The following is a 25331-nucleotide window of genomic DNA, read 5'->3' as shown; positions in this document are numbered from 1 at the left end:
TGGTCGCGACTGCGCCGGTGGCGGGATCGGGCTCAGGACGGCGCGTGGAGGCTTGCCAGGCGGCCGGCGGCCTCCTCGAGAACGGAACGCCGCTTGCAGAACGCGAAGCGCACGAGGGACCGGTAGCCCGCGGCGTGGTCCGGCCGGACGAAGGCCGACACCGGCACGCCGACGACCCCGGCCAGGGCGGGCAGCTCGAGGCAGAAGGCCCTGGCGTCGTCGTACCCGAGCGGCGCGGTGTCGGCGATCACGAAGTACCCGCCGTCCGGCCGCATGACGTCGAAGCCCGCTGACCGGAGCCCCGAGGCGAGCAGTTCGTGCTTGGCGGCGAGTTCGGCGGCGATCCCGGTGATGACGGCGTCGGGCAACCGCAGTCCGACGGCGACGGCCGGCTGGAACGGTGCGCCGTTGACGAAGGTCAGGTACTGCTTCACCGTCGTGATCGCGTCGACGAGCGTCGGGGGAGCGGTGAGCCAACCGATCTTCCAACCGGTGGTGCTGAAGGTCTTGCCGGCGCTCGAGATCGAGACCGTCCGCTCGGCGGCTCCGGGCAGTGTCGCGATTGGCGTGTGCGGGACGGTGAACGTCAGGTGCTCGTAGACCTCGTCGGTGACGATGAGGGCGTCGTACCGTGTCGCGAGTTCCACGATCGTGCGCAGGACCTCGTCGGGCAGGACCCGGCCGGTCGGGTTGTGCGGCGTGTTGACGAGCACGACGCGAGTGCGGTCGGTGAACGCGGCGCGCAGGGTGTCCTCGTCCGGCAGGAAGTCCGGAGCGGTGAGGGGCACGGTGACGTGGGTGCCGCCGGCGAGCCGGACGAGCGCACCGTAGGCGTCGTAGAACGGTTCGAACGTGATGACCTCGTCGCCCGGTTCGACCAGGGCGAGGAGCGTCGCGGCGAGGGCTTCGGTGGCGCCGGCGGTGACCAGGACCTGCCGGTCGGGGTCGACCTCGAGGCCGTACCACCGCTGCTGGTGTTCGGCCACGGCGGTGCGGAGGTCGACCGTCCCGCGTCCGGGCGGGTACTGGTTGACGCCGTCCCGGATGGCGCGGACCGCGGCTTCGAGCACCTCGGCGGGGCCGTCCTGGTCGGGGAAGCCCTGCCCGAGGTTGATCGCGCCGGTGCTCGCGGCGAGGGCGCTCATCTCGGCGAAGACGGTGGGCGCGGGGACGCCGTCGGGTCCCAGGAGCATCGCTCCCTCGGCTGCTCGCAACCAGGGTCCTGCCTGCCGCATGTGGTTCCCTCCGGTGACGGCGACGACGTGTCGCGCTGAACGGACCCCAACCTAGCTGGCCGTCCGACGGCGATCCGGGGACGGACCCACAGCCCACGCATAAGATCGGCAGAGGATGCTTCCAGCGTCGCCAGAAGCACCGCTCAGGTGGTTGCGACAGACTGCACGAGCTTGAAAGGAGCACGTCCAGCATGACCGACACCACGCCCAACGGGCAGGGCGACGACCGCCGTCCGGACGATGCGGCATCGCCTGCCGCCAGTGAGGACGCCGCCGCAGCGGCCACGAAGGGGAACACGTCGATGCCGAACGACTCCGAGCAGTTCAACGACGCCGAGCAGCCCGAGAGCGCCGAGCGGTCCGACGACGCCACGAGCGCCGACCACACCGACGTGATCCCGTCGGCGACCGACCACCCCACGGACCGCTACACGGCTCCGTACCCGACGCTCTCGGGCGACCAGCAGCGCGATGCCGGCCAGCAGCCGGCCGGGTACGGCCAGCAGACCTCCCCGTACGGGCAGGCGTCCCAGTACGGCCAGCAGCCCGCCGCAGACCAGACGAGCCAGTACGGGCAAGCCCAGCAGAGCCAGTACGGCCAGAACCAGCAGCCGCAGTACGGCCAGGCCCAGCAGAGCCCGTACGGCCAGCAGTCCCAGTACGGCCAGAGCCAGCAGTCCCAGTACGGCCAGAACCAGCAGTCCCAGTACGGCCAGAATCAGCCGAACCAGCAGTCCCAGTACGGTCAGCAGTCGCAGTACGGCCAGCAGGGCCAGTACGGCCAGGCCCAGCAGCCGCAGTACGGCCAGCAGCCGACCGCGGGCCAGCCGCGGTACGGCGAGTACGCCCAGCCGGCCTCCGCCGCTGCCCCCGCGTCCTCGTCGGAGTACGCGACGGCGTCGGCGCAGGCACCGCAGTCCGCCACGAGCGCCTTCGGCGACGTGGACGGCGCGAACCAGCGCAACGGCCACTACTTCGCTGACGGAACAGCGGGTGCAGCGGCCACGACGACCACCACCCGCTCGGGCCGCAGCAAGCTCGTCCTGCCGATCATCGCCGGACTGGTCGTCGCGGGTCTGGTCGGCGGCGGCGCCGGGTGGCTCGCCGGGTCGTCGCAGGGCGGCACCGTCACGTCGTCCGGTTCGTCGCAGGGCGGCAACCTCACGGTCAACGACTACGACTCCGCGACCGTCGTCACCGCGGTCGCTGCTCAGGCGACGCCGTCGGTCGTGACGATCAACGTGTCGTCCAGCAACGAGGCCGGCACCGGTTCGGGCGTCGTGATGAGCAAGGACGGCTACATCGTCACGAACACCCACGTGGTGACGCTCGACGGCGACAGCTCGAACGGTTCGATCACCGTGACGACCTCGAACGGCAAGATCTACGAGGGCAAGCTCATCGGCACCGACCCGACGGTCGACCTCGCGGTCATCAAGATCGACGCGACCGACCTCAAGCCGATGGAGTTCGCCGATTCCACGAAGCTCAACGTCGGTGACACCGCGGTCGCGATCGGTGCGCCCCTGGGCCTGTCGAACACGGTCACGGACGGCATCGTCTCGACCTTGAACCGCAGCATCCAGGTCACGTCGAGCGCTCCCAGCGAGGGCGGCGACTCGAACGAGGGCGGCAACGGCGGCAGCGGCCCGTTCGACTTCTGGGGGAACGGCGACAACGGCAGCAGCTCGTCCGCGAACACCACGGTCTCGCTGCCCGTCATCCAGACCGACGCGTCGATCAACCCGGGCAACTCCGGTGGCGCCCTGCTCGACGCGAAGGGCAAGCTGATCGGCATCAACGTGGCCATCGCCTCGGCCGGCAGCTCGTCGTCGTCGGACTCGGCGGCCGGCAGCATCGGCGTGGGCTTCTCGATCCCGTCGAACCTGGTGAAGCGCGTCGCGAACGAGATCAAGGACAAGGGCTCGGCCACGCACGGCCTGCTCGGTGCCACGGTCGGCGACGCCTCGGAGAACGCGAGCGCGACCCAGATGGGTGCGCTCATCAAGTCGGTCTCGTCCGGCGGTGCGGCGGCGAAGGCCGGTCTGCAGAAGGGTGACGTCGTCACGAAGATCGGTTCGGCGACCGTCTCGGACGCCACCGACCTGACGGCACAGGTCCGGTACTTCGCGGGCGGTGCGTCGACGACGATCAGCTACCTCCGGAACGGGCAGTCCCGCGAGGCGGACGTGACCCTGGGCACGTACGACAGCAAGGGCTGACGCCACCACGGACAGGACGGGAGGCCCGGTGCACGACGTGCGCCGGGCCTCCCGTCCGTCTGCGGGTCGCGTCGCGGGCGCCCCGCAGGTTCCGGGTTCGGGTCTTGATAGGCTCATGGTCGCTCTGCGGGGCGGCACCGCCCCGGTGCGTCCCGTGCACCCAGCCAGCACCCCGAGGTACGCATGCAGACAGACGGACAGCCCCTGCCGGGCGTCTCGTACGTGATGCCCGTGCTCAACGAGGTCACCGAGGTCCGCGCTGCGGTCGCCAGCCTGCTCGACCAGGACTACACCGGCGTGTTCGAGGTCATCCTCGCGCTCGGCCCCTCGATCGACGGCACGAACGAGCTCGTGGCCGAGATGAGCGCGGCCGACCCACGTATCCGGGCGATCGACAACCCGGTCGGGTCCACGCCGGCCGGCCTGAACGTCGCGATCACGGCGTCGGTGCACCCCGTGGTGGTCCGCGTCGACGCGCACTCGGTGCTGCCCCCGGACTACACGCGCATCGCCGTCCGCACCCTGCTCGAGTCCGGTGCGGACAACGTCGGCGGCATCATGCGCGCCGAGGGCCGCAGCCCGTTCGAGCGGGCCGTCGCGTTGGCGTACGGCAGCCGCGTCGGACTCGGCGGCACCCCGCACCACGTCGGTGGGACCGCCGGCCCGGCCGAGACCGCGTACCTCGGCGTCTTCCGCCGCGACCGCCTGTTCGAGGTCGGCCTGTTCGACGAGGGCATCAAGCGCGGCCAGGACTGGGAACTGAACCGACGCCTGCGCCAGACCGGCGGCACGGTGTGGTTCACGCCCGAGCTGGTCGTCACCTACCGCCCGCGACCGAGCCTGAAGCGCCTGGTGCGGCAGTTCGTCGCCACCGGGTTGTGGCGAGGCGAGCTCGCCCGTCGGTTCCCCGCGAACAACGGCCTGCGGTACTTCGTGCCGCCCGCGATGGTCGCCGCCATGGCCGTCGGGATCCTCGCCGGCGTCGTCGGTGTCGTCGGCGCAGCCCTCGGCAGCCCGGTCGCCTGGGCGCTCCTCGGGTTCGCCGTGCCCGCCGTGTACCTGCTCTTCGTCGTCCTCGGGTCGGTCGCCGTCGCGCGCCGGTCCGGGGTGGCGACCTTCCTCTGGCTGCTCGTGGTGCTGCCCTGCATCCACGTGGGATGGGGGCTCGGTTTCATCATCGGGTTCCTCACCCGCACCTCCGAGCTGACCACCCACACCGGACGGTGACCCCATGACCGACCCCGCCACCCACGGCCGCGGATCCGCACGCCCGACGTCGATCGCCGAGCTGCGGGCCGTCGCCCAGCCGGACGAGGTCCGCGCCCGCGCCAACGCCGAGCACTGGACGGCGTCGCTGTACCTGCGCGACGTCTCGCCGTACCTGACCTGGGTGCTGCTGAAGACCCGCGTCAGCGCCAACCAGGTGACCGGCCTGATGATCCTGGTCGGGTGGAGCATCGCCGCGGCCCTGCTCATCCCCGGCATCTGGGGCGCAGCGCTCGCCCTGGTGCTCGGACAGCTGCAGATGCTCGTGGACTGCTGCGACGGCGAGGTCGCACGGTGGCGTGGCACCCGCTCGCCCGCCGGGGTGTTCCTGGACAAGGTCGGGCACTACACGACCGAGGGACTGATCCCGGTCGCGCTGGGCATCCGAGCCGCCACCTGGCCGATCCACGGCGCCGACTGGATGTGGACCACGATCGGCTGCGCGCTCGGTCTGGTCATCGTGCTGAACAAGGCCCTCAACGACATGGTGCACGTCGCCCGGGCGAACGCGGGGCTCGACAAGCTCGTCGACCGACGCGACGCCTCGACCGCGCCGTCCGGCCGGAAGCTCGCCTCGCTCCGCCGCCTGGCCCGCTTCCTGCCGTTCCACCGCCTGTACCACTCGGTCGAGCTGAGCATGCTCGCGTTCCTGTTCGCGCTCATCGGACTGGCGATCGGCGACACGCTCGCCAGCCGGATCCTGGTCGGGGCGCTGCTGCCGCTGGCCGTGCTGGCGACCGTCGGACACTTCCTGGCGATCATCGCGTCCAAGCGGGTCAAGGCGTGACCGACGACGCGGTGCCCGACGACGCGGTCAGCGACGACGCGGCGGCCGATGACGCGGTGACCCCGAGCACCGTTCGTCGCCACGCGGTCGCGCACCCGCAGCGACCCCGCGTCGCCGTCGTGAGCCTGTCCCAGGGCACGCGGCCCGACGACCTGCGCCGCGGGCTCGACAGCGTGCTCGCACAGCAGGGCGTCGAACTCGACGTGGTCTGCGTCGGCAACGGCTGGGAGCCGACCGGCCTGCCGGACGGGGTGCGGACGCTCGCGCTGCCGGAGAACCTCGGGATCCCGGCCGGCCGCAACGCCGGTGCCGAGGTCGTCGAGGGGGACTACGTGTTCTTCCTGGACGACGACGCCTCGATCCCCTCGGTGACGTTCCTGCAGGACGCCGTCGGCCGCTTCGAACGCGACCCCTCGCTCGGACTGCTCCAGCCCCGCGTGGTCGACCCGACCGGCGCCGCCAACCCGCGGCGCTGGGTCCCACGCATCCGCAAGGGCGAGCCGGACCACTCGTCGCCGGTGTTCTCGGTGTGGGAGGGTGCCGTCGTGCTGCCGATGGACGTGTACCGGGTCGTCGGGGGCTGGGGAGCGGAGTACTTCTACGCGCACGAGGGCATCGAACTCGCGTGGCGCGTGTGGGACGCCGGTCGACGTGCCTGGTACGCCGGCGACCTGGTCGCACACCACCCGGCCATCGACCCGGCGCGGCACACGGAGTACTACCGCCTGAACGCCCGCAACCGCGTCTGGCTGGCCCGACGAAACCTGCCGGCACCGCTCCGGCCGCTCTACGTCGGCTCGTGGGCCGCGATCCAGGTCGCACGCTGGTGGCGACACCCGCGACGCCTGACGACGTGGTTCGCCGGCATCCGCGAAGGACGGACCACCGACTGCGGGCCGACCCGACCGATGAGCTGGCTGACCGTCGCCCGGATGACGCTCGCCGGGCGCCCGCCCGTCGTCTGACCACTCCGAACCCCATCGCCACCGCAGAACGGGAGACAGTCCATGCCGATCACCAGTGACGTGCGGACCGCCGTGCGCCTGGCCCAGCGCCTGCTCGCCTCGCGCCGGAGCCGCCGGGAGCTCGCCCGTCGCCTGCCGTCGGTCGCGGCGCCGGCGCCCGGCACGATCGAGATCGCGGTGTACTTCGCCGACGGCCCCGTGAACATGTACCAGGTGCGCCAGTGGTACGCGCCGCTGGCCGAACTGGCGAAGACGCACCCGGTCGCGATCATCGCGCGCAGTCCGGGCACGATGACCACGCTCATCGACGAGTCGCCGGTCCCCGCCGTGTACGCCCGTCAGGTCGTCGACCTGGAGCAGTTCGTCGAGACCCAGGCGCCGAAGGTGGTGCTGTACGTCAACCAGAACGCCCGCAACTTCCAGATGATGCGGTACGGGCGCATGTGGCACGTCTTCGTCAACCACGGCGAGAGCGACAAGATGTACATGACGACGAACCAGTTCAAGGCGTACGACTACGCGTTGATCGCCGGGGACGCCGCGCGAGGTCGGCTCGCCGAGGCGCTGTGGGACTACGACCTCGACGCCAGGACCATCGCGATCGGCCGCCCGCAGGCCGACCACTTCGCCGGCGCGGCACCGTACCCCGCCGACGACCGGACCGTCGTGCTGTACGCACCGACGTGGGAGGGCGACCGCGGCGCCGCGGCGTACGGCTCGATCGCGTCCCACGGCACCACCATCGCCGAGCAGGTGCTCGCGTCGCCCCGCCACCGCCTGGTGTACCGCCCGCACCCGCGGAGCGGCGTGCTCGACCCGGCGTACCGAACGGCACACGAGCGGATCGTCGCGGCGATCACGGCGGCGAACGCGGCCGACCCCACCGCGCACCACGTCCACGACGAGGGCGGCGAGCTCGGCTGGCAGCTGGCCGACGCCGACGTGGCGATCACCGACATCAGCGCGATGATCTACGACCGCCTGGCGGTCGGGAAGCCCCTGATCGTGACCCGCCCGGTGTCGCCGGAGGCCGATGTGGACGAACGCGGCTACCTGAGCGACGCCAACTGGCTGACCGCGGCCGACGCGCCGTCGGTGCTCGCGCGGATCGACGCCGCCGTGGGGGACGCCGCCGAGCTCGCCAAGCTGCAGCAGTGGGTGGCGCGCTACTTCGGCGACACCACGCCCGGTGCCGCAACGGCCCGGTTCCACGCCGCCGTCGAGTGGCTGCTGGAGCGCTGGCGCACCGTCGCTGCCGAGCGCGGCGAACGCTGAGCCCCGTCCGGACACGGTCACGGGTGCAGCCCCTGACCGACCAGTGACATCCGCCACACGTACTCGGAGCGGTCCGGACGGCGCCAGCGGACGATCACGACGCCGGTGTCCTGCGGATCCGCGCCGAACACGGCGACGGACAGACGTCGACCCGGTTCGAGCCGGTGCACCGCCAGCGGCGGGCTGTAGCCGTTGCCGAGGTGGGTGAGGGTCAGGCCGTCGACCGGTTCGTCCCCGGTGTTGACGAGGTCGTACCGGCGCGGGGCCTGCGAGCGGTCGATGGTGAACGGGACGGCGTACGCGGGTGCTGGGTGGTGCATGGGGGGAACGTTAGGGGGAGGGTCCGACGGTGGGGCCCCGGCGCAGCACCCGGGAACCCGTCGCTGTGGAGGGGGCACCGTGGTGCCCTGGCTGTGGAGGGGGAGTACCCGACCGGTCAGACGCCGTAGTCGGCGGAGTACTGCGCCAGCGCTTCCTCGATGGTGCCGTCGAGCTGCAGTCGGCCCTTGTCGAGGTACAGACCGCGGTCGCAGAACCGGCGCAGGTCCTTGTCGCTGTGGGACACGAAGAAGAGCGTCCGACCGCCGGCGAGGAGCTCCTCGATCCGCCTGTAGCACTTCTCGCGGAAGGCCTTGTCGCCGACGGCGAGGACCTCGTCCACCAGGATGACGGGCTCGTCGAGCCGCGAGATCACCGCGAACGCGATGCGCACCTTCATGCCGCTCGACAGGTGCTTGTACGGGGTGTCGACGAAGTCCGCGATCTCGGCGAAGTCGATGATCTCGTCGAAGGCGGCACGGATCTCGGCGCGCGACATGCCGTGCAGGCCGGCGGTCAGGTAGACGTTGTCGCGGACGGACAGGTCGCCGACGAACCCACCGGTGATCTCGATGAGCGGCGCGACGCCGGCCCCGACGTCGATCCGGCCCTCGTCCGGCAGCATCACCTGCGCCACGAGCTTCAGGAGCGTGGACTTGCCCTGACCGTTCCGACCGACGACGCCGATCGCCTCGCCCGGACGGACGTCGAACGACACGTTGCGGAGCGCCCAGAACTCGTCGGCACGCTTGCGGCGGCCGCGTCCGGCGAAGAGGTCCTTGAAGTTGCGGCTCGCCCGTCGGTTGCGCTTGAAGCAGATGCCGGCGTCGCGCACGGAGATCACCGGCGCGACGGTCTCGGTACGTCGGGTCTGGTCGGTGGCGGTCATCACAGCTCCTTCAGCACGCGGTGCTCGCTGCGTCGGAACACCGCGAAGCCGATGACCAGGACGATGCCCGTGATGACCACCGACGCCCCGACCTCGAGCCAGTCGAGCTGGCTCGGGAAGAACGCGGCGCGGTACATCCCGAAGATGCCGGTGAGCGGGTTGACCGCGGCGATGGGGCGCAGGGCGTCGGGCAGCGCGTGCGTGCCGTAGATGATCGGCGATGCGTAGAACAGGAAGCGCAGGACGAGCTTGGTCGCCCGCTCGAGGTCGCGGAAGAAGACGACGAGCGGCGCGACGATCAGGCCGAGGCCGTACACCAGCGCGCACTGCAGCACGATCGCCAGCGGGAAGAAGACGACCTGCCAGTGCAGGTGCGCACCCGTCGCGATCGCGAACGCCGCCAGCACCGGCAGGCTCAGCAGGAACTCGATGCCCTTCGACGCGTCGATCCGCGCGACCCAGATGGTGCGGGGGATCGTCGTCGAGCGGATGAGCTTCGACTCCTTGATGAACGCCCGCGTGGAGTCCGAGACGCCCCCGGTGAACCACATCCACGGCAGCAGCGCGGAGAGCAGGAAGACGATGTACGGGTCTTCACCGACCGAACCGCGGTGGAACACCTGGGTGAAGACGAACCAGTAGATCGCCGACATCACGAGCGGGTCGAGGATCGACCAGACGTACCCGAGCGCCGACGTCGAGTACCGGACCCGGAGGTCGCGGACGGTCAGCAGCCAGAGGGCATGACGATAGCGCCGACCGGCGCTCCGGGTCGCCGCTGGTGCGGCAGCCGCGGGCACGGTCGGCGCGCTCGCTGTGGTCACGGTTTCCCTTCGGGCGGAACCGCCGAAGGGGTCCTGACGGAGGTTCAGGCGAACAGGTTGTTCGCGCGCTCGAGGTCCTCGGCGAAGTCGATCTCGACCGCGTACAGGTCGGAGATGTCGATCGGGGACCAGCGTAGCCCGTCCTCGGCGATGGCAGCCTCGATGCCGCCCTCGAAGTACTCCTGGTCGTCGACGCGACCGAGCTGGCGGATGAGGGCCTGCTTGTCGTTCGCCGACACGTAGTTGATGCCGACGGCTTCGCCGAGCCCGCCGACGACCTGCTTCGAGAGCTTGTGGATGAAGCCCTCGGCGTCGACGGTGTACTTGACCTCTTCGTCGGAGACCTTGTCGGTGTTGACGCTGACGAACGAGTGGTCCTCATCGATCATGTCGGCCGCACGGACGAGCGCCATCGGGTCGAAGACCACGTCGCCGTTCATCCAGAGGACACCGCTCTTGCCGGTCGCCTTGAGGGCGCGCAGCAGGCTCTTCGAGGTGTTGGTGGAGTCGTAGGACTCGTTGTAGACGAAGGACGCGTCGGGGAAGGCCTCGACGATGTGCTCCGACTTGTAGCCGACGACGATCGTCACGCGGGCGCTCGAACCGAACGCGGCGCGGATGTTGTCGAACTGCTGCTGCATGATGGTGCGGCCGTCACTGAGCTCCGTGAGCGGCTTCGGCAGGCTGCGGCCGAGCCGGCTGCCCATCCCCGCTGCGAGGATCACGATCTGCGTGGTCATGCTGGTCCCTTCTGGTGTCCGCCCGCGCGCCCTGGGGCACGGGCGGGCCTCGTCGAGTCTGCTCGCGGAACGTCCGAGTTCGCCGAGAACCGGACGCCGCGGGCCACGAGGGCGGCCGCTGCACGGTGTCGGAGAGCCCGCCGGAGCAGGTTTCCAAGTGGTGAACACTTCTTCGTGCCCTGGTGAATGATACGGAAACACCCGCTCAAGGGGTAGGTCCGCCGCGCTTCGTACTCATTTCGTGACACTGTAGCGGGCGGTTCCCCGCTGTCCGGAGAGCGTTGGTACGGTTGGGCGATGGCCGCCAGAGCAGAGAACGAGGACGTGTACGCCACGACCGACGCTGCTTGGATGACCGAAGCGAGTGACACCGACGAGCAGGACGCCGACGAGCGTGCCGCCGACCGGGTGGACGCCGCGGCGGGGGACGACGCCGACGACGACGACATGGGGGAACCGGATGCGCGCGACGCCTCCGTTGATGACGAGATGACCGACGAGACCACGGCTGCCGACACCACGGCCGCCGACACCGATCCGGTCACCGAGCCGCAGTCGGACGCAGTGCCCGGCACCGCAGCGCCCGGTCCCGCGGCCCGTGCCGCGGCAGCGGCCCCGACGACGACCACCGGCGCCCGACCTGCCAAGGCGCGCACCACGAAGCAACGCACCAAGCGACCGGCGAAGGCCGCCGGCACGACCGGCACCGTGCCTCCCGGCCCCGCGTCGAGCGACGCGACGTCCGCGAAGTCCGCGACGGACGCGACCGCGCACGCAGCGCAGGGCGCACCGGACACCGACGCACCGGAGGCGGACGCCGCGACGAGCTCCGCCGCGAAGAAGCGTGCTCCCCGGGCCACCGCGCCCAAGGCCCCGCAGAAGCTGCAGCCCGTCGTGCTCGCCGCCGACGGCCTCGTCAAGCGGTACGGGCAGACCCTCGCCGTCGACGAGGTCGACCTCGAGATCCGCCAGGGCTCGATCTTCGGCGTGGTCGGCCCGAACGGCGCCGGCAAGACGACCACCCTGTCGATGATCACCGGTCTGCTGCGTCCCGACGCCGGGTCCGTGACGGTCCTGGACCACGACGTCTGGGCCGACCCCACGGCCGCCAAGCGCAGCCTCGGCGTGCTGCCGGACCGCCTGCGGCTGTTCGACCGCCTCACCGGTGCGCAGCTGCTCTACTACTCGGCCACCCTGCGCGGTCTCGACGGTGCCACGGCCCGCGAGCGCAGCACCGACCTGGCCGAGGCGTTCGGGCTCGGCGAGGCGCTCGGTCGCCAGGTCGCCGACTACTCGGTGGGCATGGCGAAGAAGATCGCCCTGGCCGCCACGCTCATCCACTCTCCGCGGGTCCTCGTGCTCGACGAACCGTTCGAGTCGGTCGACCCCGTGAGCGCCGCGACCATCACCGACATCCTGCGCCGCTACACGCGCGGTGGCGGCACCGTCGTGCTCTCCAGCCACTCCATGGAGCTCGTGCAGCGCACCTGCGACTCCGTCGCCATCATCGTCGGCGGCAAGGTCCTCGCCTCGGGGACCATGGCCCAGGTGCGCGGTCGCAAGAGCCTCGAGGACAAGTTCGTCGAACTCGCGGGCGGCCGCGTCGTGGCAGAGAGCATGGAATGGTTGCACAGCTTCTCCGGCTGAGGGCCGACCTGCTCGCGGGCGAGGTCCGCGGCAGCGCCCGCCGGTCCGTGCTCGTCGTGCTCGGCAGCCTCGTCGGGCTCCTCGCCGCCGTGTTCGTCGCGACGCAGACGGTCGCGCTGCGGTCCGCCGACCCCGACACGGCCCGCGCGGTCACCGTGCCGGTCGGCACGCTCATCGCGTTCGCGTTCACCGTCGTCCCGCTCGTCGTCGGACGGAGCGACCAGCTCGACCCGCGGCGCTTCGCGGTCTTCGGCATCGGCCGTCGCGGGCTCGCGATCGGCCTCGTCGTCGCCGGGCTGATCGGCGTCCCGGTGATCGGGGTCGTCGTCGTGGCCGTCGCCCAGTCGATCGCCTGGGCGCGTGACGCCGGCACCGGTGTGCTCGCGGTGATCGGCGGCCTGCTCGCGATCGCCACCTGCGCGCTCCTGGTCCGCGTGTGCTGCACCGTCGGCTCGCGGCTGATCGGCCCGCACCGGTCCCGCGACGCCGGGTGGCTCGTCGCGCTCGTGATCATCGTGCTCGCGATCCCGGCGGTCTCGCTGCTGCTCCGCGTCGACTGGCTCGACCCCGAGGGCACCGAGATGCAACGCGTCGCGGACGTCGCGGGGTGGACGCCGTGGGGCGCTGCCTGGGCCGTGCCCGCCGAGGTCGCCAGCGGCCACGTCGGCACCGGGTTCCTCAAGCTGCTCGTCGCGATCGCCGTCGTCGCCCTGCTGGCCTGGGCGTGGTGGGCGCTCGTCGGTCGGGCGCTCGACACCGTCGACGGTCGCACCCGGACCCGGCGCTACCAGGGGCTCGGCTGGTTCGACCGGCTCGGCTCGACTCCGGTCGCCGCCGTCGCCGCCCGCGCCCTGACCTACTGGGTGCGCGACCCGCGGTACCGCACCTCGTACCTGATCATCCTGTTCGTCCCGCTCGTCGTCATCCCGCTCGGGGTCGCCGGGGTGCCGTGGCACTGGACCGCGCTCGTGCCGTTGCCGCTCATGGCGCTGATCGCCGGGTTCCTGCCGCACAACGACGTCTCGTACGACAACACCGCGGTGTGGTTGCACGTCGCCTCCGGGGCTCCCGGGTGGAGCGACCGTCTCGGCCGTGTCGTCCCTGTGCTCGTCGTCGGTGCGCCGGCGATCGTGGCCGGCTCGGCGGTGTCCGCCTGGTTGTTCGACGACTGGACGGTGTTCCCGCTGCTGATCGGCGTGAGCGCCAGCGCCCTGCTGTCCGGACTCGGGCTGTCGAGCGTCGTGTCCGTGCTGCTGCCCTACCCGACCGTGCGGCCGGGCGACCACCCGTTCCAGCAGCCGCAGGCCGCGGGGGTGACGGCGACGGTCGCGCAGTCGATGATGGTGATCGGCATCGTGCTCTGCACCGTCCCGGCGGCGTGGCTCGCGGTGCTGGCCTTCGTCCGCGGCGCTGAGCCGTGGTCGATGCTGACGCTCGCGGTGGGCATCGGGGTCGGCGCGGTCGTGCTCGTCATCGGGATCTTCGCGGGCGGGCGGCTGTTCGACCGGCGCGGCCCGGACCTGCTGGCCGCGGCGCAGCGCAACTAGCGTTCCGGAACGAACTCGAGGTGCGCAGACCAACGTGCGCAGACCGTCGTACCCTGGACCCATGAGCATGACGGAACCAGGCGGCGGCCTCGACGTGATGGACCGGGAGCTCGAGAAGCTCCTCGAAGACGAAGCGATCGAACCCGGCGACCACGAGCGGTTCTCGCACTACGTCAAGAAGGACAAGATCCTGCAGTCCGCCCTGTCCGGCAAGCCGGTCAAGGCGCTGTGCGGCAAGAAGTGGATCCCGGGCCGCGACCCGGAGAAGTTCCCGGTGTGCCCGGACTGCAAGGCCATCTACGAGAAGATGAAGTCCGAGTAGGCGCAGCCTGCGCATCGTGAGCAGAAATGGTCGGGTCGCCTTCGGGGACCCGACCATTTCTGCTCACCAAGCGATGCGCAGCGGCGCGCAGCGGCGCGCTAGATCACCAGGGTGGGGATCGCGGGGTCGCCGCGACCGATGCGCGCGGCGTCCGCCGGCAGCTCGGCCTTCGCCCGCTTGTGGTGCGCCCGCGCGGCCTCGACACCTTGCGCTCCGAGGAACGCCGGATCGACCTCGCCGCCGGTGACCACGGGCACGAGCAGCGGGCGCTCGTCGGGGCCGACCTGTCCGGCGGTGAGCACGACCTCGGCCGTGGCGACACCGTTGCGCAGGCGTCGGCCGGCTTCCTTGCGGCCACCGATCGAGGCCTTGTCCGCTGACTTCTTCGCCACGGCGACCCAGTCGTCGCCGTCGGCGGACTGGTGCGCCACGAGCTTGAAGACCATGCCGGCGGCCGGGTGCCCCGAGCCGGAGACCACCGAGGTGCCGACGCCGTACGAGTCGACCGGGGCCGCACGGAGGGCCGCGATCGTGTACTCGTCCAGGTCGTTCGTGACCGTGATCTTCGTGTCGGTCGCGCCGAGCCGGTCGAGCTGCGCCCGGACGGCCGCGACGACCGAGGGCAGGTCGCCGCTGTCGATGCGGACACCGCCGAGCTTGCCGTCGGTCAGCCGGACGGCGGTCTCGACGGCCTGCTCGATGTCGTAGGTGTCGACGAGCAGCGTCGTGCCGTTGCCGAGGGCGTCGAGCTGCGACCGGAACGCCGCTTCCTCGGAGTCGTGCAGCAGGGTGAAGGCGTGCGCCGCGGTGCCCATCGTCGGGATGCCCCAGGTGCGGCCGGCCTCGAGGTTGCTCGTCGCGCCGAACCCGGCGATGTACGCGGCCCGTGCTGCGGCGACGGCGTTCCACTCGCCGGTGCGGCGGGAGCCCATCTCGGCGAGCGGACGCCCGTCGGCGGCGGAGACCATGCGCGCGGCGGCCGAGGCGATGGCGGAGTCGGCGTTGAAGACCGACAGGGCGAGCGTCTCGACCACGACGGCCTCGGCGAACGTGCCCTCGACCTGCAGGATCGGGGAGTTGGGGAAGTAGACCTCGCCCTCGCGGTACGCCCGGACGTCCCCGGTGAACCGGTAGTCGGCGAGGAAGGCTGCGGTGCCCTCGTCGATGACCCCGCGGTCGCGCAGGAACCCGATCTCGTCGTCGCCGAAGCGGAAGTCGCCGAGGGCGGTCAGGAACCGGCCGAGGCCGGCCGCGACGCCGTAGCGACGACCGTCGGGCAGTCGCCGGGCGAACACCTCGAAGACGCAGCGCCGGTGGGCGGTCCCGTCCTTCAGGGCCGCGTCGACCATGGTGAGTTCGTACTGGTCCGTCAGGAGCGCGCTGGTCACGCTGTCGACACTAGTGTCGTGACCTCCGGGAGGCCCGGATCGCCTCGGGCGTGCGGCCCGCGGCGCGCAGGCGGTCGGTCCCGACGTCCGCAGCGCGCGTCGGTACGCTGGTCACCGTGACGGATGCACCGATCGGAGTCTTCGACAGCGGGGTCGGCGGGCTCACGGTGGCCCGCGCGATCATCGACCAGCTGCCGCGCGAGAGCATCCGGTACGTCGGCGACACCGTGCACTCGCCGTACGGCCCGAAGCCCATCGCCGACGTCCGCCGCTACGCGCTCGAGGTCATGGACGACCTGGTCGAACTCGGCGTCAAGGCCCTCGTCATCGCCTGCAACACGGCGTCGTCGGCCGTGCTCCGCGACGCCCGCGAACGGTACGAGCAGGCGTACGGCATCCCGGTGGTCGAGGTCATCCAGCCAGCCGCCCGCGCCGCCGTGAAGCAGACCCGGACCGGGCGCATCGGCGTCATCGGCACGGTCGGCACCATCACCTCGCGCGCCTACGAGGACGCCTTCGCGGTGGCCTCCGACGTCAGCCTGACCCTGGCGGCGTGCCCGCGGTTCGTCGAGTTCGTCGAGGCGGGGGACACCTCGTCGCCGGAGCTGCGCGAGGTCGCCGCCGGCTACCTCGACCCGATCCGCGCCGCCGACGTCGACACCCTCGTGCTCGGCTGCACCCACTACCCGCTGATGTCCGCCGCCATCCAGTACGTGATGGGCCCGGACGTCACCCTGGTGTCGAGTGCCGAGGAGACCGCCAACGACGTGTACCGCCGGCTCGTCGAGCACGGCCTCGAACGCACCTCCACCACCGCCCCGACGTACTCGTTCGAGTCGACCGGCGACGACGAGGACGGGTTCCTGCGGCTCGCCCGCCGGTTCCTCGGCCCCGAGATCGTCCGCGTCGGCCACCTCGAGACCGGCGCCATCACGCTGCCCCGTGGGCGGGCCTGAGCGGCGACCAGCCGCCAGCCGCCGCCCGCCCCGATGACCCGCACCGCGCCTCCAGGCCGGACCGAAAGGACACCATGACCACCCGCATCGACGGCCGCCAGGCCGAGGAACACCGTCCCGTCACCATCGAGCGGGGGTGGAGCACGCAGGCCGAGGGCAGCGCGCTCATCTCGTTCGGCAACACCAAGGTGCTCTGCACGGCCTCGTTCACGAACGGCGTGCCCCGTTGGCTCGCCGGCAAGGGAACCGGCTGGGTCACCGCCGAGTACTCGATGCTGCCGCGGTCGACGAACGAGCGCATGCAGCGCGAGTCGATCAAGGGCAAGGTCGGTGGCCGCACCCACGAGATCTCCCGGCTGATCGGGCGTTCGCTCCGCGCCGTGGTCGACACGAAGGCCCTCGGGGAGAACACCCTGGTCATCGACTGCGACGTGCTGCAGGCCGACGGCGGCACCCGCACGGCGTCGATCACCGGCGCCTACGTGGCGATGGTCGACGCGATCGAGTGGGGCCGCGGCAAGGGCTTCATCGGCAAGAAGGCCACCCCGCTCACCGACAGCGTGCAGGCGATCTCTGTCGGCATCGTCAAGGGGGAACCGATGCTCGACCTGGCGTACACCGAGGACTCCGCCGCCGACACCGACATGAACATCGTCACGACCGGGTCGGGCAAGTTCATCGAGGTGCAGGGGACCGCCGAGCACGCGCCGTTCGACCGCGACGAGCTGAACGTCCTGCTCGACCTGGGCCTGGCCGGCAACCAGTCGCTCGCGGCGATCCAGAAGTCCGTGCTGGGGCTGGCGTGACCGGCACCGTCGTCCTGGCCACCCACAACCAGGGCAAGGTCGTGGAACTGCGCGAGATCCTCGGGTCGGCGCTGGGCGAGGGCGTCGAGCTGGTCGGCTACGACGGCCCCGAGCCGGTCGAGGACGGCGACACCTACGCCGCGAACGCCCTGATCAAGGCCCGCGCCGCGGTCGCCCACACCGGGCTGCCGGCGCTCGCCGACGACTCCGGCATCGCGGTCGACGCGCTCGACGGCGCCCCGGGCATCCACTCGGCGCGGTACGCGGGCACCCGGTCGGACGCCGACAACATCGCGCTGCTGCTGCAGAACCTCGACGGCGTCGTGGAGCGGACCGCCGCCTTCGTGTGCGCGGCCGCGTTCGTCACGCCCGACGGGTTCGAGCACGTGGTCGAAGCGGTGTGGAACGGCGAGGTGCTGACCGCGCCGGTCGGCGACGGCGGACACGGCTACGACCCGGTGTTCCGGCCGGACGACGCCGACCGGTCGTCGGCCGAGCTCACCCGCGACGAGAAGAACGCGCTGTCGCACCGCAGCAAGGCGTTCCGGGGCATCGCGCCGGTCGTGCGGGAGCACTTCGGGCTCTGAACTGCCCACCTGCGACGACGACAGGCCCACACCGAACGGTGTGGGCCTGTCGCATCCGGTCCGGCGTACCGCTACAGCTGCGGGTCGACGGCCGTCGACTCGGCCTGGTGCTCGCGCTTCTTCGCCTTGCGGGCGTTCCGGATGTAGGTCAGCGCCATCGGCACGACGGTGACCAGGACGGCGGCGAGCAGGATGATGTCGATGTACTCGCGCACGATGTGGGCGACGAACGGGATGTGCCCGATGAAGTACCCGAGGAACGTCACACCGACACCCCAGACGACGGCGCCGATCGCGTTGTAGAGCGAGTACTTCTTGTAGTCCATGCGGCCGACGCCGGCGGCGATCGGCGCGAAGGTGCGGACGACCGGCACGAAGCGCGCCAGGATCACCGCGAGCGGGCCGAACCGGTGGAAGAACGCGTTGGTCCGCTCGACGTTCGCCTTGGAGAACAGACCGCTCTCCTTGCGCTCGAAGATCGGCGGGCCGGCCTTCTTGCCGATGTAGTAGCCGAGCTCCCCACCGAGGAACGCCGCAGCGCCGATCATCAGGGCCGCGACCCAGATCGGGATGCCGCCGATCTCGCCGCCGCGGTCGAACGCGAACAGGCCGGTGATGACGAGCAGGCTGTCGCCCGGGAAGATGAAGCCGATCAGCAGACCGGTCTCGGCGAAGACGATCGCACAGACGACGAGCACTGCGACCGCCCCGAAGTGGTCGAGGATGTACTGCGGATCCAGCCATGGGATCAGGGCGAGTGCGACGGAGTGCATGTCTCTTCCGGTCGTGCAGATGCGGTGACGGGAGGGTCACCCGCACGACGAGGGTACCGTCCGCGCGTGACCGGAACGTCCCTCGGTGGTATGAGATGCGCGAGCACGCAACGGTCGGTGCGGAAGGAGGGACTCGAACCCTCACGCCTGGGGCACAGGAACCTAAATCCTGCGTGTCTACCGATTCCACCACTCCCGCGAGCAGCGGCAGTCTACCGAGCGCGCGCGGCGAGACGGACGTCGGCGGACGTCGGCGGACGTCGGCGGACGTCGGTGGTGCGAGGTTGATCACTCCGTGCGGCGCAGAAAGCGCGCACCGAGTGGGCAACCTCGCACCGAGTCGTGGGAAACGGCTGCGCGCGGCGCGCGTCAGCGGAGCTGGCGCGGCAGGTACCGCGGCACGTACCGCAGCAGCACACCGGCACCGATCAGGCCGAGCACGCCCATCACGCCGCTGGCCACCGCGATCGTCGCGACGGCCGTCACCCCGGAGATCACGAGCGGCGCAGCAGCGGACCCGAAGTCGCCGGTGAAGCGCCAGGCTCCGAGGAACGGCGCCGGGTCGTCGCGCGGGGCGAGGTCGGCACCGAGCGTCATGAGGATGCCGGAGCCGACGCCGTTGGCGAGCGACATCCCCATCGCGATCCCCACGAACCAGCCGACCCGCGCGTCGAGGTGCCCGCTCCAGGCGAGCAGGAAGTAGCTGATGCTCAGCCCGAGCATGCAGGGGAGTGCGCTCGCCAACCGCCCCCAGCGGTCCATGATCTGGCCGCTCGTGTAGAACAGCGCGAAGTCGACGGCACCGGCGATGCCGATGATCAGAGCGGCCGTCGAGTCGTTCAACCCGACACTGACCGCCCACAGCGGCAGGATCACCTGGCGTCCGGCGCGCATCGCGCCGATGAGCGCGGCGCCGCTGCCGAGCCGCAGCAGCACGGCCCGGTTCGTGCGGAGGGTCCGGAAGAGGCCGTGTGCTTCCTTGCCGACGAAGACCGCTCCGGTGTCGGTGGACGGCTCGGTCACGCCGGTCGCGTCCGACCCCGACCGGGAGGCCCGTGGCGGCAACCGCAGACCGCGTGCACCCGTCGCCGGGTCGCGCAGCACCAGGAGCACTGTCGCCGCCGCCAGGCAGCACACGACGTGGATCCAGAAGGCGCTCGCGGTGGTGCCGGTCAGGTGGATCACACCGGCGGCGAGGAACGGTCCGACGAAGTACCCGAAGCGGAACACCCCGCCCAGGCTCGACAGCGCCCGGGCTCGGATGCGGACGGGGATCGCGGTGGTCATGTAGGCGTGCCGTGCCAGGGCGAACACCGCGGTCGAGACGCCGACCAGGAACACCCCGAGGGCGAGCACCCACGCGTTCGCCGCGGTCGTGCAGACGACGAGGCCGCCGACCGACACCAGGGCGGCGCCGATCATCGCGTTCCGCTCGCCGATCCGCGCGACGACGATGCCGGACGGCACGTCGCCGATGAGTTCGCCGACCAGGATGAGCGACGCGACGAAGCCCGCGAACGCCAGGGTCGCGCCGAGGGAGTCCGCGGCGATCGGGATGATCGGGATGATCGCGCCCTCGCCGATGGCGAACAGTGCCGCGGGCAGGAACCCGGACAACAGGACGGACCGGAAGTCGAATGAGTCGTTCCCCGTCGTGGCCATCGCTCGACCAACGGTACGCCAGCGGTACGGGTTCGTCGGCGGGTTACCCTGGAGGCATGCGTGTTCTGGCGGCGATGAGCGGTGGGGTCGACTCGGCGGTGGCTGCTGCCCGGGCGGTCGACGCCGGGCACGACGTGGTCGGCGTGCACCTGGCGTTGAGCCGGATGCCGGGCACGCTCCGCACCGGCAGTCGCGGGTGCTGCACGATCGAGGACTCGATGGACGCCCAGCGCGCCGCGTCCGCCCTCGGCATCCCCTACTACGTGTGGGACTTCTCGGCCCGGTTCAAGGAGGACGTCGTCGACGACTTCGTCGCCGAGTACCAGGCCGGCCGCACCCCGAACCCCTGCATGCGGTGCAACGAGCGGATCAAGTTCGCCGCCCTGCTCGAGAAGGCCCTGGCGCTCGGGTTCGACGCTGTCGCGACCGGGCACTACGCCTCGATCGTCACCGGTCCGGACGGCTCGCGTGAGCTGCACCGCTCCGCCGCCTGGGCGAAGGACCAGTCCTACGTGCTCGGGGTCCTGACCGCCGAGCAGCTGCAGCACGCGATGTTCCCGCTCGGGGCGACCCCGTCGAAGGACGAGGTGCGGGCCGAGGCCGCCGAGCGTGGGCTGACCGTCGCCCAGAAGCCCGACTCCTACGACATCTGCTTCATCCCCGACGGCGACACCCGCGGCTGGCTCGCCGACCGTGTCGGCAGCGAGACCGGTGACGTCGTCGAGCGCGACGGCACCGTCGTCGGTTCGCACGACGGCGCGCACGGCTACACGGTCGGGCAGCGCCGCGGACTGTCGCTCGGGCGCCCCGCCGCCGACGGCAAGCCCCGGTTCGTGCTCGAGATCCGCCCGAAGGACAACACCGTCGTGGTCGGTCCGAAGGAGGCCCTGGCCGTGTCGTCGATGTCGGGCTCCCGCTTCACGTGGGCCGGCACCGCACCCGCCGACCCGCAGACGCCGTTCGCGTGCGACGTGCAGATCCGGGCGCACGCCGACCCGGTGCCGGCGACGGCGCGGGTGCAGGACGACGTGCTCGTGATCGACGTCGACGAGCCGCTGCACGGGGTCGCCCCGGGGCAGACGGCCGTGGTCTACGTCGGCACCCGGGTGCTCGGACAGTGCACGATCGACAGCACCGTCAGCGCCGTCCCCGTCGACGCCTGAGACCGCCGCTCCCGGGCGGTGGGTCCGCTGCACGCGCCGTCGGTGGCACACGGTAGAACTGATGGCATGAGCGAGACCGACGCCACGTTCGAGACCATCGACCCCGACGGGCTCGACGCCGCCCAGGCCGGGCGCGAGGTCGACCGGCTGCGGGCCCGCATCAACGAGCTGCGACAGGCGTACTACCAGGGCGACAACGGATCACCGGAGGCCGACGCCGACTACGACGTGCTGGTCCGACGGCTCGCCGCGATCGAGCAGCGGTTCCCGGAGCTCCTGACCGAGGACAGCCCGACCCAGACCGTCGGCGGCCAGGCGCAGACCACGCAGTTCGCGCCGGTCGAGCACGCCGAGCGGATGCTGTCGCTCGACAACGTGTTCAGCCCCGACGAGCTCACCGAGTGGGCCGTCAAGGTGCAGCGCGACGCCGGCGCCGAGCGTGTCCGGTTCCTGACCGAGCTGAAGATCGACGGCCTCGCGATCAACCTGCGCTACGAGCACGGCCGGTTGGTGTCAGCGGCGACCCGAGGTGACGGTGTCGTGGGCGAGGACGTCACCGGCAACGTCCGGACGATGGGCACGATCCCGGACCGGCTGTCGGGGACGGGCCACCCGCCCCTGGTCGAGGTCCGCGGCGAGATCTTCTTCCCGGTCGCCGAGTTCGACGAGCTCAACGCGAACCAGCGCGAGGCGGGGGAGCGCGTCTTCGCCAACCCGCGCAACGCCGCCGCCGGGTCCCTCCGCCAGAAGGAAGAGGGCAAGTCCGAGGCGAAGCGTGCGCTCATGGTCGACCGGCTCCGGCGGTTGCGGATGCTCGTGCACGGCATCGGCGCGTGGCCCGTGCGCGAACTCGAGCAGGAGACCGACGTCCGCTCGCAGTCCGAGGTGTACGAGCTGCTCGAGACCTGGGGGCTGCCGACGAGCAGCCACTACCGGGTCTTCGACACCATCGACGAGGTGAACGCCTTCGTCCGCTCCACGGGCGACCGCCGTGCCTCGGTCGAGCACCAGATCGACGGCGTCGTCATCAAGGTCGACGACCTCGCCCTGCACGAGGAACTCGGCTCGACGTCTCGCGCACCCCGGTGGGCGATCGCGTACAAGTACCCGCCGGAAGAAGTCCACACCGAGCTCGTCGACATCGTCGTCAGCGTCGGGCGGACCGGGCGTGCGACCCCGTTCGCGGTGATGGCCCCGGCCGAGGTCGCCGGGTCGGTCGTCCGCCAGGCCACCCTGCACAACCAGCAGGTGGTCAAGGCGAAGGGCGTCCTGATCGGCGACACCGTCGTGCTGCGGAAGGCCGGCGACGTCATCCCCGAGGTCCTGGGGCCGGTCATCGACCTGCGCGACGGCACGGAGCGCGAGTTCGTGATGCCGACGCACTGCCCGGAGTGCGGCACCGAGCTCGCCCCCGCGAAGGAAGGCGACATCGACCTCCGCTGCCCGAACGCGAAGAGCTGCCCCGCGCAGGTCCGCGGTCGGGTCGAGCACATCGCATCGCGCGGTTCGCTCGACATCGAGGGCCTCGGCGAGGTCGCAGCCGCAGCGCTCACGCAGCCGCTGCACCCGGAGACCCCGCCGCTCGTGACCGAGGCCGGGTTGTTCGACCTGACGATGCAGGACATCGTCCCGATCGAGGTGATCGTCCGCGACGCCGAGACCGGCATGGAGAAGGTCGACGACGCCGGTGCCCCGAAGCGCGTGACCCCGTTCAGCCGCGCGCGCAAGAAGACCGACCCGCCGTTCGACCCCGAAGCACGCGGTGCGGACTACACCGGCGAGCCGAGCCGCTTCCCGTCGAAGAACGCGTTCGAGATGCTCGCGAACATCGACGCGGCGAAGACGAAACCGCTCTGGCGCATCATGGTGGGGCTGAGCATCCGCCACGTCGGACCGGTCGCGGCGCGGGCGCTCGCGAACCACTTCGGGTCGCTCGACCGGATCCGCAGTTCCTCGCGCGAGGAACTCGCGGCGGTCGACGGGGTCGGCGGGATCATCGCCGACGCCCTGCTCGCGTGGTTCGAGGTCGACTGGCACCGCGAGATCATCGACCGCTGGACGACGGCGGGCGTGCAGTTCACCACGCCGGACCACCCCGGCCCCGGGGGCGCGACGATCGAGGGCGGTGTCCTGAGCGGCGTCACGGTCGTGGCGACCGGGTCCCTCGAGGGGTACACGCGCGAGGGCGCGCTCGAGGCGATCATCACCGCCGGCGGCAAGGCGGCGTCGAGCGTCAGCAAGAAGACCGACTTCGTGGCCGCGGGTCCCGGGGCCGGGTCGAAGCTCACGAAGGCCGAGCAGCTGGGGCTCCGGATCATCGACGCCGAGCAGTTCCACCTGCTCGTGACCGAGGGGCCGAGCGCGCTCCCCGAGCCAGAGGTGCCCGCGCCCGAGGGCTGAGCCGGGGCGACGAGCACGACCGCGATGTGGCCGCACACTGCGGCGCGCCGTGCGACGCACCCAGTTCGGGGGACAAGTTGCATCGCGCATGACCGATCCTCGGGCATTCTCCTTACACTCGACAGAGCATCACCCGTCGTCTGCAGGGAGACGGCGGGACGGCCTTCCAGGGGGAGACCCGATTGCTGCTCATCGCCGCGGCTCTGCTCACCGCCTCGATGCACTCGCTCGGAGTGATCGAGGCCCCCGTCGCGCCTCCGACCCATGCCGCCACGGCCACCGTGACGGTCGCGCTCGTCTCCGAGCGCCACGCGGTGCCCCAGCCGGTCATGACCGGGGGACAGATCGACGTCGACACCGTCGCCGACGCGCACGGTCGGGCGTTCCTCGACGACCTCGGGGTCCTCGGCGCCGGTGACCTGCGCCGTGCCGCCGACGACCGCCGTGTCGTGGCGACCGCGCAGGACGACCCGCCCGCGGCGGCCGTCGTCGCGCAGTGGTGGGCGGGACTCGGCGCCGACGAACAGGGCACGCTCCTGGTCCACGCGCCGTCGATCATCGGCAACCTCGAGGGCGTGCCGTACGCCGTCCGCGACCGCGCGAACCGGTCGACCCTGACCACGGGACTCGCCGACCCCGACACCGGAGCCGCGCACGCCGCGATGCTCGGACAGGTGCGGGACTCGTTGCGGCGCGAACCCGGTGACCCGCAGCGGTTCCTCATCACGCTCGACACCCGAGCGGCGGGGCGAGCGGCGATCAGCATCGGTGACCTCGACACCGCGGCGGACGTCACCGTCATCGTCCCCGGGATGTTCTTCACCGTGACCGGGCAGATGGCCGACTTCACGAACACCGCCAACGACCTGGCGAGCGAACAAGCGACCCTCGCGCCGCTGGCGGCCGGCGGCTCCGGCGACGGGACGGGCGTCGCCGTCGTGGCGTGGATGGGCTACCGCACGCCCGACCTGTCGAACATCATGTCGCTCAGCCTCGCCGACTCCGGGGCGCAGCGACTCGAGCGCACCGTCGACGGCCTGCGGCAGATCCGCGACGGCGACCAGCCCCGGCTGAACATCGTGGCGCACTCGTACGGGTCGACGACGGCGCTCATGGCGCTCGCCTCCGGACGGATGAGCGCCGACACCCTCACCGTGCTCGGGTCACCGGGCAGTGACGTCCGGTCGGCGGCGGACCTGGACGTCGCCTCGGACGAGGTGTTCGTCGGTGTCGCGCACAGCGACCCGATCGCCGGGTCCGGGTACTACGGCACGGACCCGGGCGGTTCGTCGTTCGGCGCCACCGTGATGAACCTGGCCGGCGGTGCCGACGCGCTGGCCGCCGGCGACCTGTTCCGTCGTCCGGTCGGGCACAACGACTACCTCAAGCCGGGGACCGCATCGCTGCACGACGTCGCCCTGATCGGGATCGGCCGCGGTGACCTCGTCCGCGAGCAGGTCCGACGCGGCAGCACCGGTGACGACGGTGTCGTCGGTGCGTCGGTCGACATGTACCTGGTCCGTCCGCAGGACCTGCAGCCCCGCGACTGACGGGGCGAG

The 25331-nt window shown here is 71.3% G+C and carries 22 protein-coding genes and 1 tRNA gene; 14 read left to right on the top strand and 9 right to left on the bottom strand.

All coding sequences use genetic code 11. The annotated features are described in order from the left end of the window. Positions 1–32: 32 nt before the first annotated feature. Positions 33–1235, bottom strand: coding sequence for an aminotransferase class I/II-fold pyridoxal phosphate-dependent enzyme (locus EDF28_RS15820; RefSeq protein WP_123938940.1), 1203 nt, complete (start codon positions 1233–1235; stop codon positions 33–35). A gap of 191 nt (positions 1236–1426) precedes the next feature. On the opposite strand from EDF28_RS15820, the gene EDF28_RS15815 reads away from it, so the two are divergent. The 5 genes from EDF28_RS15815 to EDF28_RS15795 all read left to right on the top strand — a co-directional run bounded on the left by EDF28_RS15815 (position 1427) and on the right by EDF28_RS15795 (position 7750). Then, positions 1427–3457 (top strand): S1C family serine protease, encoded by a 2031-nt coding sequence (locus tag EDF28_RS15815; protein WP_260155050.1) that lies wholly within the window; start codon positions 1427–1429, stop codon positions 3455–3457. Positions 3458–3640: 183 nt separating this feature from the next. Further along, positions 3641–4684, top strand: coding sequence for a glycosyltransferase family 2 protein (locus EDF28_RS15810; RefSeq protein WP_123294079.1), 1044 nt, complete (start codon positions 3641–3643; stop codon positions 4682–4684). Between the two features lie 4 nt (positions 4685–4688). Continuing rightward, entirely contained in the window at positions 4689–5510 is an 822-nt protein-coding gene (locus tag EDF28_RS15805; RefSeq protein WP_123294078.1) for a CDP-alcohol phosphatidyltransferase family protein, read from the top strand. A gap of 56 nt (positions 5511–5566) precedes the next feature. Continuing rightward, a complete protein-coding gene (locus EDF28_RS15800) occupies positions 5567–6475 on the top strand; it encodes a glycosyltransferase family 2 protein (RefSeq protein WP_123939023.1) in 909 nt (302 codons plus the stop codon). Positions 6476–6517: 42 nt separating this feature from the next. Beyond that, positions 6518–7750, top strand: a complete 1233-nt coding sequence (locus EDF28_RS15795; protein WP_123938939.1) for a CDP-glycerol glycerophosphotransferase family protein — start codon at positions 6518–6520, stop codon at positions 7748–7750. 17 nt (positions 7751–7767) lie between these two features. On the opposite strand, the gene EDF28_RS15790 is transcribed toward EDF28_RS15795, so the two are convergent. The 4 genes from EDF28_RS15790 to EDF28_RS15775 form a co-directional block, all read right to left on the bottom strand. Further along, entirely contained in the window at positions 7768–8070 is a 303-nt protein-coding gene (locus EDF28_RS15790) for a hypothetical protein (protein ID WP_111085009.1), read from the bottom strand. A 116-nt stretch (positions 8071–8186) separates the two neighbouring features. Next, positions 8187–8957 (bottom strand): ABC transporter ATP-binding protein, encoded by a 771-nt coding sequence (locus EDF28_RS15785; RefSeq protein WP_123938938.1) that lies wholly within the window; start codon positions 8955–8957, stop codon positions 8187–8189. Then, positions 8957–9781 (bottom strand): ABC transporter permease, encoded by an 825-nt coding sequence (locus tag EDF28_RS15780; RefSeq protein ID WP_395875334.1) that lies wholly within the window; start codon positions 9779–9781, stop codon positions 8957–8959. The genes EDF28_RS15785 and EDF28_RS15780 overlap by 1 nt, the downstream gene beginning before the upstream one ends. Positions 9782–9825: 44 nt before the next feature. Then, the gene (locus EDF28_RS15775) at positions 9826–10521 is read right to left on the bottom strand and encodes an NTP transferase domain-containing protein (protein ID WP_111085011.1); all 696 of its coding nucleotides are present in this window, start codon (positions 10519–10521) and stop codon (positions 9826–9828) included. 297 nt (positions 10522–10818) lie between these two features. Here EDF28_RS15775 and EDF28_RS15770 point away from each other — a divergent pair, with 297 nt between their 5' ends. The 3 genes from EDF28_RS15770 to EDF28_RS15760 all read left to right on the top strand — a co-directional run bounded on the left by EDF28_RS15770 (position 10819) and on the right by EDF28_RS15760 (position 14037). Continuing rightward, complete coding sequence (locus EDF28_RS15770) at positions 10819–12168, top strand: ABC transporter ATP-binding protein (protein WP_260155049.1); 1350 nt, start codon at positions 10819–10821, stop codon at positions 12166–12168. Further along, the gene (locus tag EDF28_RS15765; RefSeq protein WP_123938937.1) at positions 12144–13715 is read left to right on the top strand and encodes an ABC transporter permease; all 1572 of its coding nucleotides are present in this window, start codon (positions 12144–12146) and stop codon (positions 13713–13715) included. Before EDF28_RS15770 ends, EDF28_RS15765 begins: the two co-directional genes overlap by 25 nt. Positions 13716–13776: 61 nt before the next feature. After that, positions 13777–14037 carry a DUF3039 domain-containing protein gene (locus tag EDF28_RS15760; protein WP_111033217.1) on the top strand — a complete coding sequence of 87 codons (261 nt, stop codon included), beginning with the start codon at positions 13777–13779 and terminating at the stop codon, positions 14035–14037. A 98-nt stretch (positions 14038–14135) separates the two neighbouring features. Here the strand turns inward: EDF28_RS15760 and EDF28_RS15755 are convergent, their stop codons facing one another. Next, complete coding sequence (locus tag EDF28_RS15755; protein ID WP_395875361.1) at positions 14136–15386, bottom strand: nicotinate phosphoribosyltransferase; 1251 nt, start codon at positions 15384–15386, stop codon at positions 14136–14138. 155 nt (positions 15387–15541) lie between these two features. Between EDF28_RS15755 and murI the strand changes: the two genes are divergently transcribed. The 3 genes from murI (at position 15542) to rdgB (ending at position 17774) form a co-directional block, all read left to right on the top strand. Then, on the top strand, positions 15542–16381 hold the full coding sequence (gene murI, locus EDF28_RS15750; protein WP_123938935.1) for a glutamate racemase: 840 nt from the start codon (positions 15542–15544) through the stop codon (positions 16379–16381). 74 nt (positions 16382–16455) lie between these two features. Beyond that, positions 16456–17187: a ribonuclease PH gene (gene rph / locus EDF28_RS15745; protein WP_123938934.1), complete on the top strand. Its 732-nt coding sequence runs from the start codon at positions 16456–16458 to the stop codon at positions 17185–17187. Then, entirely contained in the window at positions 17184–17774 is a 591-nt protein-coding gene (gene rdgB, locus EDF28_RS15740; protein ID WP_123340733.1) for an RdgB/HAM1 family non-canonical purine NTP pyrophosphatase, read from the top strand. Before rph ends, rdgB begins: the two co-directional genes overlap by 4 nt. Before the next feature lie 71 nt (positions 17775–17845). Here rdgB and EDF28_RS15735 read toward each other — a convergent pair whose 3' ends face one another. From EDF28_RS15735 to EDF28_RS15725, 3 genes are all read right to left on the bottom strand, one after another. Then, the gene (locus tag EDF28_RS15735) at positions 17846–18547 is read right to left on the bottom strand and encodes a DedA family protein (RefSeq protein ID WP_123294071.1); all 702 of its coding nucleotides are present in this window, start codon (positions 18545–18547) and stop codon (positions 17846–17848) included. Positions 18548–18665: 118 nt separating this feature from the next. Continuing rightward, positions 18666–18746: transfer RNA gene (locus EDF28_RS15730), tRNA-Leu, on the bottom strand. A 170-nt stretch (positions 18747–18916) separates the two neighbouring features. Then, on the bottom strand, positions 18917–20209 hold the full coding sequence (locus EDF28_RS15725; protein ID WP_123294070.1) for an MFS transporter: 1293 nt from the start codon (positions 20207–20209) through the stop codon (positions 18917–18919). Between the two features lie 56 nt (positions 20210–20265). Between EDF28_RS15725 and mnmA the strand changes: the two genes are divergently transcribed. From mnmA to EDF28_RS15710, 3 genes are all read left to right on the top strand, one after another. Next, positions 20266–21372, top strand: coding sequence for a tRNA 2-thiouridine(34) synthase MnmA (gene mnmA, locus EDF28_RS15720; protein WP_123340734.1), 1107 nt, complete (start codon positions 20266–20268; stop codon positions 21370–21372). Between the two features lie 66 nt (positions 21373–21438). Beyond that, the gene (gene ligA, locus EDF28_RS15715; RefSeq protein ID WP_123938933.1) at positions 21439–23772 is read left to right on the top strand and encodes an NAD-dependent DNA ligase LigA; all 2334 of its coding nucleotides are present in this window, start codon (positions 21439–21441) and stop codon (positions 23770–23772) included. Positions 23773–23954: 182 nt separating this feature from the next. Then, entirely contained in the window at positions 23955–25322 is a 1368-nt protein-coding gene (locus tag EDF28_RS15710) for an alpha/beta hydrolase (protein WP_123938932.1), read from the top strand. Positions 25323–25331: the final 9 nt, after the last annotated feature.

The sequence above is a fragment of the Curtobacterium sp. PhB137 genome, assembly GCF_003814955.1.
Taxonomy (GTDB): Bacteria; Actinomycetota; Actinomycetes; order Actinomycetales; family Microbacteriaceae; genus Curtobacterium.
This window is presented reverse-complemented; position numbering and strand designations above follow the sequence as displayed.